Origin of the sequence: Domibacillus sp. PGB-M46, assembly GCF_022668875.1 — a bacterium.
Lineage (GTDB): Bacteria > Bacillota > Bacilli > Bacillales > Domibacillaceae > Domibacillus.
The window spans coordinates 39,918-56,970 of the sequence record NZ_JAKGCR010000003.1 but is presented as its reverse complement, the minus strand read 5'-3'; the positions used below and the strand labels follow the sequence as shown (position 1 = coordinate 56,970).

The 17,053-nt window shown below is 40.3% G+C and carries 17 protein-coding genes and 2 tRNA genes; 5 read left to right on the top strand and 14 right to left on the bottom strand.

Annotated features, from left to right (window positions below):
- The first annotated feature begins 1 nt into the window (after position 1).
- Positions 2-403 (top strand): DoxX family protein, encoded by a 402-nt coding sequence (locus tag L2D08_RS04390; RefSeq protein ID WP_242232515.1) that lies wholly within the window; start codon positions 2-4, stop codon positions 401-403.
- Positions 404-669: 266 nt separating this feature from the next.
- Here L2D08_RS04390 and L2D08_RS04385 read toward each other — a convergent pair whose 3' ends face one another.
- From L2D08_RS04385 to L2D08_RS04375, 3 genes are read right to left on the bottom strand one after another with little or no spacing between them, the layout of a single operon-like run.
- Positions 670-2,379 carry a recombinase family protein gene (locus L2D08_RS04385; RefSeq protein ID WP_242232514.1) on the bottom strand — a complete coding sequence of 570 codons (1,710 nt, stop codon included), beginning with the start codon at positions 2,377-2,379 and terminating at the stop codon, positions 670-672.
- A gap of 1 nt (position 2,380) precedes the next feature.
- Positions 2,381-2,533: a hypothetical protein gene (locus L2D08_RS04380; protein WP_242232513.1), complete on the bottom strand. Its 153-nt coding sequence runs from the start codon at positions 2,531-2,533 to the stop codon at positions 2,381-2,383.
- Positions 2,530-2,919 (bottom strand): hypothetical protein, encoded by a 390-nt coding sequence (locus L2D08_RS04375; protein WP_242232512.1) that lies wholly within the window; start codon positions 2,917-2,919, stop codon positions 2,530-2,532. The genes L2D08_RS04380 and L2D08_RS04375 overlap by 4 nt, the downstream gene beginning before the upstream one ends.
- A 206-nt stretch (positions 2,920-3,125) precedes the next feature.
- Between L2D08_RS04375 and L2D08_RS04370 the strand changes: the two genes are divergently transcribed.
- The 3 genes from L2D08_RS04370 (at position 3,126) to L2D08_RS04360 (ending at position 5,133) form a co-directional block, all read left to right on the top strand.
- Entirely contained in the window at positions 3,126-3,383 is a 258-nt protein-coding gene (locus tag L2D08_RS04370) for a hypothetical protein (protein WP_242232511.1), read from the top strand.
- Between the two features lie 309 nt (positions 3,384-3,692).
- Positions 3,693-4,850, top strand: a complete 1,158-nt coding sequence (locus tag L2D08_RS04365) for a replication initiation factor domain-containing protein (RefSeq protein ID WP_242232510.1) — start codon at positions 3,693-3,695, stop codon at positions 4,848-4,850.
- A gap of 34 nt (positions 4,851-4,884) precedes the next feature.
- Positions 4,885-5,133, top strand: coding sequence for a hypothetical protein (locus tag L2D08_RS04360; RefSeq protein WP_242232509.1), 249 nt, complete (start codon positions 4,885-4,887; stop codon positions 5,131-5,133).
- Between the two features lie 201 nt (positions 5,134-5,334).
- Here L2D08_RS04360 and L2D08_RS04355 read toward each other — a convergent pair whose 3' ends face one another.
- Together L2D08_RS04355 and rlmH are read right to left on the bottom strand one after the other, a co-directional pair.
- Positions 5,335-5,748 carry a hypothetical protein gene (locus L2D08_RS04355; protein WP_242232508.1) on the bottom strand — a complete coding sequence of 138 codons (414 nt, stop codon included), beginning with the start codon at positions 5,746-5,748 and terminating at the stop codon, positions 5,335-5,337.
- A gap of 506 nt (positions 5,749-6,254) precedes the next feature.
- Positions 6,255-6,734, bottom strand: a complete 480-nt coding sequence (gene rlmH, locus L2D08_RS04350) for a 23S rRNA (pseudouridine(1915)-N(3))-methyltransferase RlmH (protein WP_242232507.1) — start codon at positions 6,732-6,734, stop codon at positions 6,255-6,257.
- A 255-nt stretch (positions 6,735-6,989) separates the two neighbouring features.
- On the opposite strand from rlmH, the gene L2D08_RS04345 reads away from it, so the two are divergent.
- On the top strand, positions 6,990-9,272 hold the full coding sequence (locus L2D08_RS04345; RefSeq protein WP_242232506.1) for a glycerophosphodiester phosphodiesterase family protein: 2,283 nt from the start codon (positions 6,990-6,992) through the stop codon (positions 9,270-9,272).
- A gap of 93 nt (positions 9,273-9,365) precedes the next feature.
- Here L2D08_RS04345 and L2D08_RS04340 read toward each other — a convergent pair whose 3' ends face one another.
- The 9 genes from L2D08_RS04340 to L2D08_RS04300 all read right to left on the bottom strand — a co-directional run bounded on the left by L2D08_RS04340 (position 9,366) and on the right by L2D08_RS04300 (position 16,931).
- Entirely contained in the window at positions 9,366-9,524 is a 159-nt protein-coding gene (locus tag L2D08_RS04340) for a CxxH/CxxC protein (RefSeq protein ID WP_242232505.1), read from the bottom strand.
- On the bottom strand, positions 9,524-10,726 hold the full coding sequence (locus L2D08_RS04335; RefSeq protein WP_242232504.1) for a S1C family serine protease: 1,203 nt from the start codon (positions 10,724-10,726) through the stop codon (positions 9,524-9,526). Before L2D08_RS04335 ends, L2D08_RS04340 begins: the two co-directional genes overlap by 1 nt.
- 189 nt (positions 10,727-10,915) lie before the next feature.
- Complete coding sequence (locus tag L2D08_RS04330) at positions 10,916-11,710, bottom strand: MBL fold metallo-hydrolase (RefSeq protein ID WP_242232503.1); 795 nt, start codon at positions 11,708-11,710, stop codon at positions 10,916-10,918.
- A gap of 22 nt (positions 11,711-11,732) precedes the next feature.
- The gene (locus L2D08_RS04325; protein ID WP_242232502.1) at positions 11,733-12,554 is read right to left on the bottom strand and encodes a two-component system regulatory protein YycI; all 822 of its coding nucleotides are present in this window, start codon (positions 12,552-12,554) and stop codon (positions 11,733-11,735) included.
- Positions 12,541-13,887 carry a YycH family regulatory protein gene (locus L2D08_RS04320; protein ID WP_242232501.1) on the bottom strand — a complete coding sequence of 449 codons (1,347 nt, stop codon included), beginning with the start codon at positions 13,885-13,887 and terminating at the stop codon, positions 12,541-12,543. Before L2D08_RS04320 ends, L2D08_RS04325 begins: the two co-directional genes overlap by 14 nt.
- Entirely contained in the window at positions 13,884-15,710 is a 1,827-nt protein-coding gene (gene walK / locus L2D08_RS04315; RefSeq protein ID WP_242232500.1) for a cell wall metabolism sensor histidine kinase WalK, read from the bottom strand. The genes L2D08_RS04320 and walK overlap by 4 nt, the downstream gene beginning before the upstream one ends.
- 5 nt (positions 15,711-15,715) lie before the next feature.
- Complete coding sequence (yycF, locus tag L2D08_RS04310; RefSeq protein ID WP_242232813.1) at positions 15,716-16,426, bottom strand: response regulator YycF; 711 nt, start codon at positions 16,424-16,426, stop codon at positions 15,716-15,718.
- 185 nt (positions 16,427-16,611) lie between these two features.
- Positions 16,612-16,684: transfer RNA gene (locus tag L2D08_RS04305), tRNA-Phe, on the bottom strand.
- Positions 16,685-16,854: 170 nt separating this feature from the next.
- Positions 16,855-16,931, bottom strand: a tRNA-Asp gene (locus L2D08_RS04300).
- Between the last annotated feature and the right edge of the window lie 122 nt (positions 16,932-17,053).

The following is a 17,053-nucleotide window of genomic DNA, read 5'->3' as shown; positions in this document are numbered from 1 at the left end:
TATGGCAGCAGACCTTGGGCTATTGATTATTCGGCTTGTGATTGGATTAACTTTCGTCGGACATGGCGCACAAAAACTGTTTGGCTGGTTCGGAGGTACAGGTATCACTGGAACTGGAAGTTTCATTCAGTCTATTGGCATCAAAGAGGGCGCAAAGGTATGGGCCGTCCTGGCAGGACTGTTTGAATTCGTTGGAGGCCTGCTGTTTGCTGCCGGCTTTCTTACTTGGATCGGCGCGATTATGATTATTATTGTAATGATTGATGCCATTTTTGCGGTTCATGGCAAAAACGGCTACTGGATGACAAACGGCGGGTTTGAATACAATCTCGTTTTGATTGCAGCAGCTATTGGCATCGCTTTAATCGGGCCGGGTGATTACGTTTTAATTTATACACCGTAATAAAAAAAGCCGGCCCTTTCAGGCTAGCTTTTTTGTTTCATCCTGTTTATCTATTTTGTTTTTATTTATGGCAGGGCTCTCTACTCTTCTAACTGCTGTACCTCGTTTTAAATATCAGCATTATTTGTATCATTGATTCAAGCCAATGATCTGTTGCGTCCTTCTTATTTAAATAAAAATCAACCGCATAACGCAGCAAGGATTTTATTTCTGCCTCTAAAAAGAATAATTATATCGAAAATGGTTTACTCATGGTTTGTTATTGATTAGAATAAAAAATGCTTGGAACAGTTATCCAAGCATTTTTTATTCCCATTATATTTTGCTGCCAGCATTAAAATAACCTCTGTAAGCTGTGGTTCCAGTATAAAACCTTTACAGCAGCCCGTTATCGAATGTACCTCCTGCATTCCGCTTACTATTATTTGTGATATGGTTCTCCATTCTTTATTAGATGGTAAAACTCTTTCGGAAAAAAACCAGAAGGTCATTTCTTTGATTTCCTTCCGGTTCTCTTCCATTTTTATTTCTTTAATTAAGGTACGAACTAAGACTTTCTTTTCTTCATCATCAGCTTTATAAAAAATTTCATTAAAATTAACGAGGGCAGCTAATACTGCTTCTTTATCTATAGTAGTATTATTAGATAACTTTTTAATTTCTCTCTTTTGCTTCTTAATTTTCTCTTGAAAATCTTCAATTTCAACCTGTAATCGACTCGATAAACGATTATACAGAGGAACTTCGATTTTACTTTCAAAATAATCATTATCCAATTTTAACTGCTTATCCAATACCGCATTTAGTTTTGACTGGTAGATGTTAGTCTCTTTAACCAATAGCTCAATACTCTTTTGTTTATCAAAGTCTAATTTTTTAACGATACTGTCCATAATTTCATCATTTCTTACTACTTCAGAAATAATATTTAATACTCGCTGTTCTACTACATCTTTTTTGATTAAATTTGCATTGCAAATTGATTTTCCCTTGCTGTGATGGGCTTGGCACATATAGTAAAAGTAATAATCTTCACTGTTTTTCTTTCTAGTTTTACTCATTACTGTTCCGGCACCACATTTGGGACATTTTAAGATACCAGTAAGAAATAATTCTCCTTTGAAATTACGGTTATTAGAATACGCTTCTCCTTGTAGCTTGTTAACCTGCTGAACCTTATTCCATAAATTTTGAGTAATAATAGGAGTATGTATTCCATCAACATAGGTAGGATTAGCCTTACCTTTTCGTCTCTTGCTTTCCCACTGTTTATATTTTCCCCATCGTATTTTGCCGATATAAACAGGATTTTCAAGAATCAACTTTATACCTGGAATACTGAAAGGTTTGCCCTTCTTAGTAACTTCTCCACGTTCGTTTAATTTATTAACAATAGATTTATAACCGAGTCCTTGTTCTCTAAGCAAAAAAATCTCTTTAACAATTTTACTTTCCTTTTCATTAAGAATTAGATGCTTATCTACATTGTCGTATCCTAAGATTATTCCGCCATTCCATAACCCTTCTGTTGCACGTTTTTCCATTCCGCTATTTACTCTATCAATTATTACTGCCCGTTCGTAGCTGGCAAATGTTCCCAATAAAGAAATGAACATGTACCCTACGGATGAGGTTGAATCTATATCAATGGATGTGATAATCAGCTTTTTGTTATTAGGCGCTAATTGCTTATCAATTAATGTTAATACATCATTATTGCTCCGTGATAATCGGTCAACTTTCCAAACTAAAATAACATCAACTTTGTCTTCATTTAAATCTCTAAAAAGTCGTTGAACTTCTGGTCTGTTAAAGTTTTTTCCAGAATAACCATCATCACAATAGACCTCAGTTACTTCATATCCTTTTCGTTCTGCATATTCTTTTACAACAGCTTCCTGGGCTCTTAATGAGAAATTATTTGTTTGTTCTTCAGTAGATACTCTAACATATACCGCCGCACGGACTTTGCTCATTTTAGTATCTCTCCTCTTCAGTTACATACTTTCTGACTAAACTTGCTAACAAGTCAATTAACTCTCTCTTCTTTAATTCCTCTATTGTAGGAATAATTAATTCTGTTGTTTCATTCATTGTTGGAATCTCCAAATACTTATAATTCATTTTCATGCAGCAATTACTCCTAATCTTATTTTCATAGTAGTAAACACAATTTTTATCAGTTCTTCGTCATTTATAGAACCAAACGCATCATCAAGACCCACTGGAAAGCTGTTATAGCAGCTTAAACCAATTTCAACCATTCTTCTAGTTGAACCAGTAAGCTCTGGAGCAGAAACAACATATTTTTCTCGTTCAATGTCCCAATAAGTGAATTCATAGAGCGGACTACGTGATAAATCAATGTTATTGATATCCTCAATACAATTGAAAATTTTTGGATATGAACAAAGATAAAGATTGCATTCGTATTCAGCATCCTCCCCTAGTTCAAGATTATACTTAGCCATCAACAAGTGGAAATTATTTTTATGTTCAACGTTTGAAAAATACATAATTGAATTCCTCCTAAGTTTTTACGGTTAATATTGCAAAATTACTTTTTGAATAAGCGCTTATCAAATTTGTAAAGTAAGAATATCAGAAAAATTTTAAAAAAACTTTGGAATCCAATTTTTTTTAAAAACGAAACAAAGTAAAACTATTATAAATATTTTGACATTTATAGAATTTAGGTTACAACATATTTGGAGGTGATTGTATGAAGTTTTCACCAAACAAAAATGGTATGTTTTCAAAACAACAAGTAGAAAGTTCCAGTTTACCAGTATTTGATTTGTACGAAGAAGAAAATGTGGGATTGCCTTTTGACTTCTGTACCCATAGTCAATTACAAATTTTAGGGATTCAGTTAACCAAAGAACAGAAACAACAGAAACTTATTGGCTTTATTCGTGTTAGAGGATACCGAGGATATGCAGGTCTGTACTCCTTTAAGGAAATACGATTATTATTTTGACTAGTTTATAGATGCTCAAGTGCAGAGCGTGTACCAAATAAGCCTTCTGCACCATTGGGCATACCTATAAAAAAGAAACTATAAAAGGATTTTAAAAAGTTATTGCAAAACTAAGGAAGCAAACTCAAATAAGGTATCTTGCTAAAGCTTTTTAATCAAATTACCAAATCAGAAAAATAAAAGAATTGATAAATTATTTTGTTTTCTGATTTTCAGTAACGAACAGCGTGAGGCGCTAGCAAAACCGGCTCTTCTAATAGCCGGTTAGGTTTGTATTTTTACACTTAATTAATTTATAAGGAGTTCAGTATGGAAGATAAAGATATACAAATGTTTTTTGATTACCATTTTAATGATATGTACCCTAGAGTTTTTAATGTTTCTATAGACAAGGTTTCATTAATGGGAAACTGGATGTACTGGAAAGGTTTGCATCCATTTCAACAACTTATTAACGCTGATGAAAGCCCTATAGACATTCATAAAGGTGCTAACACTTCTGAAATAGAGGGATACTTATTCCAGAAGATTTGGTTTAAAACAAATGACCGCAAAAGAAATAAAGATATTAGGGATTTCAAAATGGAATTTAACCCTAAAAGACTCACAGAAGATGAAAACGTATATCTGAAATGGTCTGTACTTCCATTGTTAAGACAATGTGGTTTTACTCGTTTAGACTTTGCCTTCGATGTAGAAGAAGATTTATCAAATTACATCTTTTTCGACAGTAAGAATCCTAAAAAAGTAGGTAAGTATATCGGGAAGAATGGACAATTAGAATCTTTATACATAGGTAGTCGAGAAAGTGAGTGGCATGTTTGTATTTATGATAAAAAAAAAGAAAAACAAAAGGAATTAAAAAAAGAGGAAAGATATGAAAACGAGGGAAAAGATTATGTAGCTGACTTAACTAATTGGGAACGTAAGCAGCTTCAAATCCGTAAACACTGGTGGCGAATAGAAATTCGCGTTAAACGTTCTAAATCTAAAGAAGTTTTATCGGAACATGAAATGTTTCAATCACTTCATATCATTAAGCCTAATTTTAGTACAGCTAAGCGCGTACAAGACCAAGCAATGATTTACTTTTTAACTAACTTCCCAGAAAAAATACAGCACTTGGAATCTAGAAGCAAAAAGAGAGCACAGCAACTCCTTTTGAATAACTCTGAATTCGATTTAGTGAATATTTTGAAGTTAGTCTATGCTGGTCATCTTCATGAATTGGATGTTCAATTAAAAGACTACTTATCATCTACAGCTCTTTATGAAGGTGATATTCATAAAGCTTACACAAACTATGAAAAGCACTTAATAAAAAATGGTGAAGTAATTGAAGTGGAAAATCTTTCTTTTGCGTCTAAACCCGTAAGACCTGTATTGGGTAAGACGCATCACCACGTTGTAGAAAAACTAACAAAAAAGAATGAAGTAAAACCAGTTTCTAGTGAATTACCGTTTTGAGCAGATTTAATTTTTAATTTTAGGAGTGATTTATATGTTTTTAAATGGTAGAGGACGCGTTATTTCTTGCGGACATTTTATAACTAAGAAAAACAGTAAAAAAATGAGTATTTTAAACATACAAGTTAATGGGGTAGTTCACAAATTTTTTGGAAGTGGTAAAATACCAAATTTTAATTTTGGTGATTTTATAGAATTTACCTTAGTGGCGCAGCAGCAAAAAGAATCTGAATATACTTTTTATCTTGCTAAGGCTTCAAAATTTCATAATCAAGAAGAATAAAAAAGAGGTGGAACTTCCATCTCTTTTTGTTTTAAGCAATTAAATAAGGAAATAAAAGAATATTTATCATCTGCCTCTTTACAGGCACATGATATTTAGAAATTATATATAGTTAATTAAAAATTTGTAATATAACAAGGTAAAGTAATTGAAACAAGACACCTAACTTTTTCAATTACTCATGATAAAAAATCTGTAAACTTAATCAATATTATTTAGATTAAGAGTAATATCATTAAAGGCTTCTCGTATTGCGGTTTCAGTTTCCTTATTGCTTTTACGAAACATGAACATTTGTATAAGGAATACAATTAAGCCAAGTCCACCAACTACGGTTAAAAACGCACCCGCTATGAGAATAGCCCATGAAGCACCATTTATCTTATGTTCTCCATCAAAGCTTACTTGGAATGTATCACCTCGTTCATTAATCTTTAAAGTACCTTTCACATTAGAAAGTTTTCCACCACTTAATGATTTTAATAGTAAATTTTCAGAGCTTGTTCCCTCTTTAACTTCAAATCTCTCTTCTAATAACATTAAAGTTTCATCTTTAATTATTTGTGAGTTTAGATTCTTAGCACGCAAATTTTTCTTTATACCGAATTTACCCATATGTAGTTGTCTCCTTTTTATAGATTATGTAGTCCTATCTATTTAGTACTATAGTAGTCTAACATAAAATAAAGTAATGTAATAAATATTTTTTTAGTTTTTTTTGCTACTTTATCAAATCTATATTAGTATATAAGCAACAAAATTTGTTTTAAAAGGAGTGATTTTACGTTCTTAAGTAGTAAAGGTCATATCCTTTCAAACGGTCATTTTAATACAAAAATAATAAGAAGATGAGTGTATTAAATGTTCAATTAAGTGGTGAAATATATAAATTTTTTAGGAGCAGTAAGATTCCTAAATTTAATTTCGGCGATATCATTGAATCTTTAGTAATAGTAAAAAATGAGTAAAGTACAAAATATACATTGTACTTTGCGAAAGCAGAAGAATTTAAACAAACAAGATATCGAAAAATAAAAAAGCAGCGATGTTTCTGCCGCTTTATACTTGAAATAACTTCAATAATGAACTATTTAGAATCAATTCAAACCTCTGCTTTACCATCACTTGTGATATGGTTCACCGCGGTTTATCCGAAAACTCCGGTATACCTGCTCAACCAAAACGAGTCTCATAAGCTGATGTGGAAAAGTCATCGGAGAAAATGACAGCTTGTCATCTGCCCGTTTTAAAACAGCATCACTCAGTCCGAGTGATCCGCCGATCACAAAAGCAATCTTGCTTTTGCCATAAGTAGCGAGTTTATCAAGATCGGCAGCAAGCTGTTCAGAAGATTTCATTTTTCCATTGATGGCCAAAGCGATCACGTAGGTGTCCTGGCCGATTTTAGAAAGAATGCGCTCGCCTTCCTTTTCTTTCACCTGTTTCATTTCCGCTTCACTTAATATTTCCGGTGCTTTTTCATCCGGAACTTCGATGATATCGATTTTTGCATAAGCAGATAATCGCTTCACATATTCATCTATGCCTTGCTTCAAGTACTTCTCTTTTAGTTTTCCTACTGTTATAATCGAGATATTCACAATTTGACCCCACTTTACAAACAATTTACGAACAGCTTATCCACAGAAGTTATCCACATATTAACATCCCTTTTTTTCATTCTTATTTTATCATACTATCCACATGTGAATATCTTTTCCTGCGGCGTTTCTTTTTTAATTTTCAGGAAAAAAGAACGAATTTTTCGTCTTTTTTGTTAACTTATTTTTTCCTTCACACTCTGTTAATAATCCCCTGCCAAAATAAAGAAGCAGTTTATTTTAGGAGGGATTAGAGTGAAAAAGAAAAAGATTGTTCCATTGTTTTTAGCTTCTGGTTTTTTATTAAGCGCAAATGAATGGGCTCCCGCCCACACATTGGCAGCAGAGCCTGTTTTACAAGAATCCTTCGATGCCCCTTCACTGCCGGCTGGCTGGGAAGTGATTCAGGGACAAGCTTCTGTTCAACATGGTGCCCTTGTTTTGTCGTCTCCTTCTTCTTCAAAGCCCGCCCGCGTGCTTGCACCTTCGTCTGTTTCTGGCGGCGACTATGTGATTGAAGCCGATATGACGTTTTTATCCGCTGCTGAAGATACACGCTGGGCATCGATTATGTATCGCGTACAGGGCAATGACTATCCTTATTATCAAATGGCTGTCCGCCGCGGTGCCCAGGCGCTAAATGGCGTTGAATTTGCCCTTCGTAACGAAAACAATCAATGGTCTGTGCTGAACAAAGCCCCTTACAGCGAAGCTTTTGCTTACAAAAAAACGTACAAGCTGAAAATCATTTCAAGAGGAAACCGCGTGCAGCAATTTATAAATGGCCAGCTCGTTATCGACACAGATGCAGCAGCAGCGCTTCAAAACGGCCGAATCGGTTTTCAGGCATCGGGCGCCACTGTTCAATTTGACCACATCCGCATTACTGAACAAACGGAAGAGCTTCCTTCTTTGGCCGAAAGCGGTGCTTTTCTTGGCGATCAGCCGGAAACCAACCTGCTTAATGCACCGACCGTGATTTCGTCAGTGCCTCAGCTCCAACAAATGGAGGGTGTTTCATCTATGTTGCTTCAGCCAGGAGCTGATTTAAAGGTGAAAGATGTACCTCTTCGCACTTATCTGGAAGAAATGGCAGGCGAAACGATTCCGGTCATTCGGCTGGAAGAAACCGAAACGGCTGAGAAAACAGCCGAATTGCTTCAGGAGCTGTCTATCCAGGACGTACATATTCTTTCCAGTCAGCCAGATGTGTTAAAAGTCGTTCGAGAAACAGTTCCGTCTGCGCGCGGCGCACTCCTCTATAACCGGTCTTCGCTTAATAATCACGACGTGAACCGCTTTATTCAATCCATTCACACGTCTGGCGCTAAAACAGCGGTATTGCCGCAAAAGCTGCTTTCAGCGGACCTTGTTCATGAGTTTCACCGCCGTGCTGTGGCGGTTTGGGGAGAGATGGAAGGTACATCAGAGCTGGCTGCACATGGCCTTATTCATGCAGGAGTCGACGGCATGATTGCGGGTGACACCATACCGGTAACGGCTGCATTCAGCCGTTACCCGGAAAACACGCTCGTTCAGCGCCCCATTGTTGCAGCGCATCGCGGTATCCCGTCATTAGCCCCAGAAAATACAATGGCCGGCTACCGAATGGCGTATGAACTTGGCGCGGATTTAATTGAAACAGATGTGCAGAAAACGAAAGACGGCGAAATCGTCATTATGCACGACTATACCGTCGACCGGACGACGAACGGAACAGGCCATGTAAAAGATTTGACCTTGAAAGAAATTCAGTCTCTTGATGCAGGCTCTTATTTTAGCAGCCAATTTGCCGGTGAACGCGTGCCGGCCTTCCGTGAATTCCTTCAGGAGTTTAAAGGAAAAAATGTCATTCTTTTAGTGGAGCTAAAAGCAGATGGCATTGCGGAAGATACGATTCGGATCATTAACGAAGAGGGAATGGCGGATCAAGTTGTCCTGCAAAGCTTTCATTTAAACAGCGTTACCCAGTCAGTAGCTTCTGCACCGCATATACCGTCGGGCTACTTGTATTCTTCATCTGTTCCAGGCGGGGAAGCAGCACGGCTTAATGATGCCCGGAGCATGCTTCAATATGCTTCGCGTATTAATGCAACGCTTAACGCCAGCTACAGCAGCTTATCGCCGGAATTTACCTCTTATCTTCGCCAGCGCGGCATGATCAGTTTTCATTGGACTTTCCGCAATGAAGCAGATTTCGGCAGCCAGCTGCAAAACGGCGTGATTGGACCGATTACGGATTATACACAGTGGCTGACCGATGCACCGATTCGGATTGAAACACCGATTCAAAAACGACATTTGCGTATCGGACAGACTACAGAAATTCAAGCAAAAGCCTTTCTTAATTACCGTACAGATAAAAAGGAAAATATTAAAACTATTCTTTTTTCTCCACATGATGGCGTAACCATTAGCGGAAATACCATTCAAGCAGTGCAAACGGGCACTTTTTACGTTTTTGCCCAGTATACATTTAACATGCTTGGTCAAGAATGGCGAATTGTATCCCAGCCAATTGAAGTAGTGGTAAAATAAAGAAAAAATTCCCGTTATCAACATGTTGATAACGGGAATTTTCTGACTTTATCCACATACCCACAGAATTAATCCACATTTTGAAGGGAATGATTAGCTGCCCACAACATATAGAGCCACGTTTTGACAAAATTCGCAGAATGCAGGTTTTTCTGCTTTTTGCATAACCGGCGCCGTTTCCCATTCATCTACGGCTATATCAAGCGCCAGTTCCACGTGCTCCAGACAGCACGTTATTTCTTTTTTCTCCATTACAAATCACTCTCCGCAACGAGCGTCATCTTTGTTTCCCGCTGCTTTCCATCACGATAGTAGGTTACGTTTACAGTGTCGCCCTCTTTTTTATTGTTGTACATATATTTGCGCAGGGCAATAACATCCTGAACAGACTTGCCGTCAAGAGCTGTGATTACATCATACTCCTGCATGCCCGCTTTTGCTGCCGGAGAATTTGTTAACACCTGCTCAATAATGACGCCTTCTTTAATATCTTTAGGCAGCTTTAATGTTTCTTCCTGATGATAAGATGGCAGTTCGCTTACATTCTGCAGGGTAACACCCATTGCCGGACGCTTTACTTCGCCATATGATTCAAGGTCTTTGATAATAGGCAAGGCCGTATCAATCGGAATGGACAAGCCAATGCCTTCCACTGCACTCTCGGCAATTTTCATAGAGTTGATCCCAATAACCTGGCCTGCAATATTAACCAGCGCGCCGCCGCTGTTGCCGGGATTAATCGCTGCATCTGTCTGCAGGACTTCTGCCTGCCAGTCATTCACCATATCTCCATTTAAATCAACGGGAATAGCCCGCTCCAATCCTGACACAACCCCTTGTGTAACAGACCCGGAAAATTCAAGTCCAAGCGGATTCCCAATCGCAATGACTGGTTCACCGATTTTTAGCGCTCCCGAATCTCCGAATTCGGCCGTTTTTTTCACATTGGCGCCTTTAATTGTTAAAACGGCAAGATCCGTCCATACGTCGCCGCCAAGCAGTTCCGCCGGCTCTTTTGTGCCGTCCGCCAAGGTTACTTCAAGCTGCTGGGCACCTTCGATAACGTGATAGTTCGTCACAATAAAAGCCGTATCATCGCTTTTTTTATAAATGACGCCACTGCCGCTTCCAGCTTCCTGAGGACCAGATTCTGATCCGAAAAAGTCCATAGAAGCCTGGATATTGGTGATCCCGACTACCGTGTCTTTGGCTTTATCCACAGCCTTCGTTACGTCCGTTGTTACATCAAGTGATACCTGCTCAGCGTTTTCATTTTGGACAGAATCATGCTCAGAAACAGAAACGCCTTCTTTGTTTTGATACTCCACAATAGATGGAAGTGTGCCGACTACAAGACCAGCCCCGATCACCACACCGGCAAGTCCTGATAAAAAGTAGCCGCCTTTGCCGCTTCGCTTGTTTCTTCCTGTGCGCCCTTCATCATAATAGCCCAATACGATTCATCCTTTCTGCCAACTTATTGTTTCACCATTTCTTTCATCTATTCTAAAAAATTATACGCTTTTGCCAAAAAGAAGGGCAACTCATATGCCGCCTGCTGCGTAAGACAGGCAAATAGAAAAGGTTGAAAGAAATCAAAAGCCGGCAGAAAAAAGCCCGCAGCTGTCTGCCACGGGTGTGGATTAAATAACCGCAAGCGGTGTTGGCACTTTCGGGTCCGTGTCATACAGGTGAAACTGATGGCCGACCCCTGTGTCTTTTTGTTCAAGCGTCTGCGTGACACTCATTTTTGCAAGTTCCTTCATATTATTATCTGCACTTAAATGTGCTAGATAAATACGCTTTGTCTGCGGGCCGATTACATCTGTCATCGCAAGTGCCGCATCTTCGTTTGATACGTGCCCTACATCGCTTAAAATGCGCTGCTTAACGCTCCAGGGATAGCGGCCCATCCGAAGCATTCCAACATCATGATTGCTTTCAAAAACGTATGCATCGGCATTGGAAATCAGACCTTTCATCCGATCACTTACGTACCCTGTATCCGTGATTAAAACAAGCTTTTTGCCGTTGTTGTGGAAAATATAAAACATCGGCTCGGCCGCGTCATGTGAAACACCGAAAGACTCAATATCCACAGCGCCGAATGTTTTTACTGTTTCCGTTTCAAAGACAAATTTCTGGCTGTCATCAATTGTACCGGTCAGCCGATCCATCGCCTGCCATGTTTTTTGATTGGCGTAAACCGGCAGCTTGTATTTTCTCGCCAGTACGCCAAGTCCTTTAATGTGGTCGCTATGTTCGTGGGTTATAAAGATACCAGATAAATCGGCTATCTTTCGCCCAATCGATGAAAAAAGCTCTTCCATCTTTTTGCCGGACAAGCCGGCATCCACAAGAAAGGAATGTCCGTCTGATTCCACGAAAACCGCATTGCCGGTGCTTCCGCTTGCCAGTATACTAAATTGCATTGTCATGCTATTCACTCCAGTTAGATTGCTACGATTCTTTTTGCTGTGGATTAATCGACCCGTCAAACGCATTTACATATACTTCTTCAATTTTATCACCTTTTTTAAGCTGAAAATACCAGGTTGGTGACAGTACCTGCTGTACCTTCGATTCGTCGAGCTGCATTTGCTGAGACTCATCAACTCGCACAACGGTGTAGTATCCAAGCTCTGCGTCGCTGATTTCACTGTCAAGCTGGACAAGCCCATTTTTATAAAGTGAATCAATGGCCTGCAGGGCAGGCAGAATCGTTTCCTTATTCCGGTTTTCATCGACACTTGAAAGCATCGTTTGAGAATAACTCACAATATCTTTATCGTTATTAAGCTGCACAGTCAGCATGCCGGCTGCATTTTCAAACAGTTTTTTCCCGGCAATCTTTTGATAGTAGATAACGGTGTTGGCTTCTTGATTTCGTTTCCAATAAGCGTATTCCCCGCCATGCAGCACATTGTTTTTCACAAAGGCATTTAATTTGCTCCGTGCTGCTCCATCGGTTTTATATGGTTCTTCGAGCAGGCTGACAATTTCCGTTCCACTTTTTTCAATCGCCCATTTTTGTTTCGTTAAAAAAAACAGCTCTTTCTCTGTAAATGTTTTTGGCTTCGCGACGATCATGGAGCGTTCACCTGAGTCATCAGGCATTTCTTCATGTTTAACCCCATCTTCTTGCAGCTTTTGTTCAATGGATGTTTTTTTGATCACTTCAAACCGGGAAGTACTGTACTTATTAAAAAACATCACGGCCAGAAAAATATCGAGGACAAGAAACACGGCGATAAAAATGGTTTTTGTTTTACTCCAATCCATTCACTCGTCCCCTTTCATCCGTGACAAGCTTTTGCCAAGTACCATCATACTGGTAGTACCAGAATGGTTCGAATGCCACCACTACTTTTGGTGATTCCTGTTTTACAGTCATTTCATATCCAATCCGCATATCTGTCAACAGCTTCGGGTTTACTGTTTCCAGGTTCAATACTTCATTGAGTGCTTCCTGGCCGCCTTTTAGTTCTACAGTTCCTGTTTCTGAAGGAAACGGTTTGTCCAGCTCCACAATAAAGGAGGAACGGTCGTATTGATAAATACGTTCCCGGCTCCAAATTTGTGAAAGCTCCGTCATGCTGGCCATTTCCTGTGGACTAAACACGGGGAAGTCTCCCAAAAATAAACGATAGCTGATTTCTGTTGACCCTGGTTTTGTTTGAAACAGGCGGTAGCTGTCTACCCAGCCATGGTGCTCATTCACAAAATCAATGCTTTTTTCAATGAGCTGGTCCAGCGGCATTGGTTCAGGTACAACAGACGGATTTACATATCGGACTGTGCCCGTACTGCTGTTGATTCGCATAAAACTCGTTCCGTCTGTTGTATATCCTTCTCCTTCGCCGCTTGAACTCCGCTGTACGTAGCTTGGATCATTAAAAAGCGCCCGTTTAAACGTACCTGCGTCAATCTGCTCTGGCAAATAACTTTGAACGGTTAAAACAGGCGGCTCTTTGCGCACGTATAAACGAGCCCCATCGGGAACTTGATAAGAGATATATGGCTCCAGACGATCATGGTTCTCTACGTAGCGCTGCTTGAATTCGCGCAAAGAACCGGTTTGAACCTCGCTTTTGAACACAAGTCTTTCTTTAACCGAAACAAAATAAACAAACGCTTTGTTTTTTTGCTCTGCTTCCGTAATAACCATTCGGTTAAATACCGCATTCGGAACGGTTTTATCGTTAAATGAAACCATCGTTTTAAATGTATTAAATGGGATAGACGAAGAAAAAAACAGTTCCACATGTGAATTACTCGACAGGAGCTTCGAAAATTCCGCTTCATTTAAGGAGTTGGATATGTTTTCGGGCTCCATAAACGTCCATTCCCTCATTTCCTTCATCACCCAGTCCAAATCCTGCTTGGCGATGGTTCCATAGTGGCTTTCCTCCTGGTGGGAGATCAGCCGGGAAGGCTTTAATAAATCGGAAAGTTTGCGTTCCTCGCCTATTTTCACTTCTGTTACGATATTTTTATCCGCACTATCTGTAATAGTTTGATAGGAAGGCTGGTAGTTCCAAATGCCCCATGTAAACGCCAGACTGATCAAGACCAGCAGCGCGAGCGCTGCGGATTTGATTTTTTCATAGTTCATTCCCAATCATCCTCTTCGGAAAGATCCGCCGGCAGTGTAAAGAAAATCGTCGTCCCTTTCCCTTCCACACTTGTAGCCCAAATGTGGCCGCCGTGCGCGGTAATGAGTTCTTTCGCAATGGCGAGCCCCAGGCCGGTGCCGCCCATTTTTCTTGAACGAGCCCGGTCTACCCGGTAAAAGCGCTCGAAAATACGCTCCAAACTTTTTTTCGGAATCCCCATCCCCTGGTCACTGATGCTGACTTGAATGGTATCTCCATGTTCTTCTACTTTAAAAGAAACAAGGCCGCCTTCCGGTGAATATTTCAGCGCGTTAGAAATAATATTATCAATCACCTGGGTAAGCTTGTCCTGATCGATCGTTACATAAATTGGATAGCGCGGCAGCTTGCGCCGGAACGTTACTTCCTGAGACTTTGTCATCTCAAAGCGGTCAATAATTTTATTGAAAAACTCAATGAAATCAGTGTCTTTTTTCATTAAGTTGTATTCCTGGCTGTCAAACTTTGAAAGCTGCAGCAAATCGTTCACAAGCCGAATCATCCGCTCCGTCTCCGTCTGGGTGACCTCAAGGAAATTCGGTGCGATGTCCGGGTCCTGCCAGGCACCTTCCGCGAGTGCTTCGAGATAGCTTCGCATCGTTGTCAGCGGTGTCCGCAATTCATGTGAAACGTTCGTTACAAACTCGCGGCGCTCCATTTCAATTTTTTCCTGCTCGGTAATATCATGCAAAACGGTAATAAGCCCGTTCACGAAGCCTGTTTCTTTTTGAATGACCGAAAAGTTCGCGCGCAGTACATAAGGCCGGTCGTGCGTACTGTAATCCAAAATTACGGAATCCTGCTCATTCAGTAAATCATCAAAGGAATAGTCCTCTTCCAGATTGAGCAATGAAACAATCGGCTGTGAAATAACTGTTTCACGTGAAACATTCAGCATTTTGGATGCCGGCTCATTAATTAAAATCACCCGGCCTCGCCGGTCGGTCGCGATTACGCCATCCGTCATGTAAGAAAGAACCGATGACAGCTTGCGGCGTTCTCCTTCTGTTGTAGCCTGAGCTTCCTGAAGCCGTTTCGTTAAATTATTAAAGGTAACCGCAAGTTCACCAATTTCGTCCTGGCCATACACTTTTACTTTACGGGAGAAGTTCCCTTTCCCAAGCGCTACTGCCTGCCTTCTCATATCGGTGATCGGCCGAGTAATGGTCCGTGCCAGTGTGATCCCTAAAACAGCGGTAATCGCCAGTGCCAAAATGGCAGCTGAAAACAAAATTTCATTAATGTCATCGAGCTGGCCGTACACCGTTTCAATATCTGCAACGAGATAAATGGCACCTTTCACTTCGCTGTTGGACAAAATCGGTGAAGTCCGTACCCAGACACGCTTGCCGTTGTTTTCATCCACATACATTTTATCTTCTGTGGCTCCTGCTGACAGTGCCCGTTTCACGGAAATATCCGCCGGCATACGCTGGCCGACGAGGTCGCGTTTATTCGTATCAGATGTACCGATAATGCGGCTGTTCACATCGATCACCCGCACTTCAATAACGTCACCCGCTGAAAAATCCTCTAAAATACGACGTACATCCTGCTCGAGCGTCTTCGACTCTTCGTCCCGCTCTTTTAATATTTCTTCACGCACGTTATATTCCAGCAATTCAACCCGCTGCGCCAAAGACTCTTTAAAGTTGTTCGTGAATTTTTCTTCAAGAGAATTAACAAAATAAACGCTGATAATCTGCATTGCGAATAAAATAAGCAGCACGTAAATCAGCACGAATTTCATTTGTATCGAACGAAAAAAACCTACCCGTTTCATTTACGTTACTCCTGTTCAGGGTTGCGCAAATAGTAGCCAACGCCTCTTCGTGTTACAATCCAGGATGGATGGCTCGGATTGTCTTCAATCTTCTCACGAAGGCGTCTGACTGTTACATCTACTGTCCTAACATCTCCGTAGTAATCATACCCCCAAACCGTCTGCAGGAGGTGCTCGCGTGTCATTACCTGTCCAATATGCTTGGCCAAGTAATGAAGAAGTTCAAATTCACGGTGGGTTAACTCAATTGTTTCCCCGCGCTTTGAAACGATGTAGGCATCCGGGTGAATCGTTAAAGCCCCTACCGCAATCTCGTTTGTATCAACTTCTTCTTCTTCCGGCGCCGGTGCTGCTTGATGGCGGCGAAGATTTGCTTTTACCCTTGCAATCAGTTCACGTGTAGAAAACGGCTTTGTCACATAATCATCCGCTCCAAGTTCCAGTCCAAGCACTTTATCAATCTCGGAATCCTTCGCTGTCAGCATGATAATCGGCATTTCGTATTTTTTGCGCACTTCCCGGCATACTTCCATCCCATCACGGCCCGGAAGCATGATGTCAAGCAGCACCAAATCCGGCTGCATGTTCTCCACCATTTCAACTGCCTGGTCGCCATCGTATGCGCATTGCACGTCATATCCTTCTTTTTTTAAATTAAACTGCAAAATATCTGCAATGGGTCTTTCATCATCGACAACCAATATTTTCTTTTGCATCATGTATGTCCCTCACTTTTAGTTTCACAGAATAAAAGATGGCTTCAAATACTATATTTTATCACATTTTCGCCCTTTACGCTTTTCTTTACTTTACCATGGCAGGAAGACTGCGGCATCCGGCAATAGGCGTTAAAAATAACAAAAAGCACCACGGGAGCGAAATCACCGCGATGCTTTTTCTATGGCTCAGGACGGAATCGAACCGCCGACACAAGGATTTTCAGTCCTTTGCTCTACCAACTGAGCTACTGAGCCGGAGTTAAACAACATATTTATACATAGGTTATTACATTTTTACTGCCAGAAGTGCATGAAGACTAAATTTTCAAAAAACACAGCGGCCGTTTTTTCGTGAAGGACAATTCAAAGATGCGGACGGCCGCCATCAAGAACATAACGATAGATAGGTTAAAGTAAAGTAAAAATGGCGGTCCGGACGGGACTCGAACCCGCGACCTCCTGCGTGACAGGCAGGCATTCTAACCAGCTGAACTACCGGACCACTTTTAGTGCTGTTTCCCAGCAACGTTGTTAATAGTATCATATGGGGGGAAGGGTGACAATACATTTTCACCATATTTGTCGAAAAAAACGAACAAAATAGTGAAATTTCGACAATTTCAT

Excerpts from the sequence above, each read along its gene's own strand:
- L2D08_RS04365 (WP_242232510.1), top strand. The coding sequence starts at position 3,693 with ATGGAAGATAAAGATATACAAATGTTTTTTGATTACCATTTTAATGAT.
- L2D08_RS04370 (WP_242232511.1), top strand. The coding sequence starts at position 3,126 with ATGAAGTTTTCACCAAACAAAAATGGTATGTTTTCAAAACAACAAGTA.
- L2D08_RS04375 (WP_242232512.1), bottom strand. The coding sequence starts at position 2,919 with ATGTATTTTTCAAACGTTGAACATAAAAATAATTTCCACTTGTTGATG.
- L2D08_RS04325 (WP_242232502.1), bottom strand. The coding sequence starts at position 12,554 with ATGGATTGGAGTAAAACAAAAACCATTTTTATCGCCGTGTTTCTTGTC.
- L2D08_RS04390 (WP_242232515.1), top strand. The coding sequence starts at position 2 with ATGGCAGCAGACCTTGGGCTATTGATTATTCGGCTTGTGATTGGATTA.
- L2D08_RS04380 (WP_242232513.1), bottom strand. The coding sequence starts at position 2,533 with ATGAAAATGAATTATAAGTATTTGGAGATTCCAACAATGAATGAAACA.
- L2D08_RS04385 (WP_242232514.1), bottom strand. The coding sequence starts at position 2,379 with ATGAGCAAAGTCCGTGCGGCGGTATATGTTAGAGTATCTACTGAAGAA.
- L2D08_RS04320 (WP_242232501.1), bottom strand. The coding sequence starts at position 13,887 with ATGAACTATGAAAAAATCAAATCCGCAGCGCTCGCGCTGCTGGTCTTG.
- walK (WP_242232500.1), bottom strand. The coding sequence starts at position 15,710 with ATGAAACGGGTAGGTTTTTTTCGTTCGATACAAATGAAATTCGTGCTG.
- L2D08_RS04355 (WP_242232508.1), bottom strand. The coding sequence starts at position 5,748 with ATGGGTAAATTCGGTATAAAGAAAAATTTGCGTGCTAAGAATCTAAAC.
- L2D08_RS04330 (WP_242232503.1), bottom strand. The coding sequence starts at position 11,710 with ATGACAATGCAATTTAGTATACTGGCAAGCGGAAGCACCGGCAATGCG.
- L2D08_RS04340 (WP_242232505.1), bottom strand. The coding sequence starts at position 9,524 with ATGGAGAAAAAAGAAATAACGTGCTGTCTGGAGCACGTGGAACTGGCG.
- L2D08_RS04360 (WP_242232509.1), top strand. The coding sequence starts at position 4,885 with ATGTTTTTAAATGGTAGAGGACGCGTTATTTCTTGCGGACATTTTATA.
- yycF (WP_242232813.1), bottom strand. The coding sequence starts at position 16,426 with ATGCAAAAGAAAATATTGGTTGTCGATGATGAAAGACCCATTGCAGAT.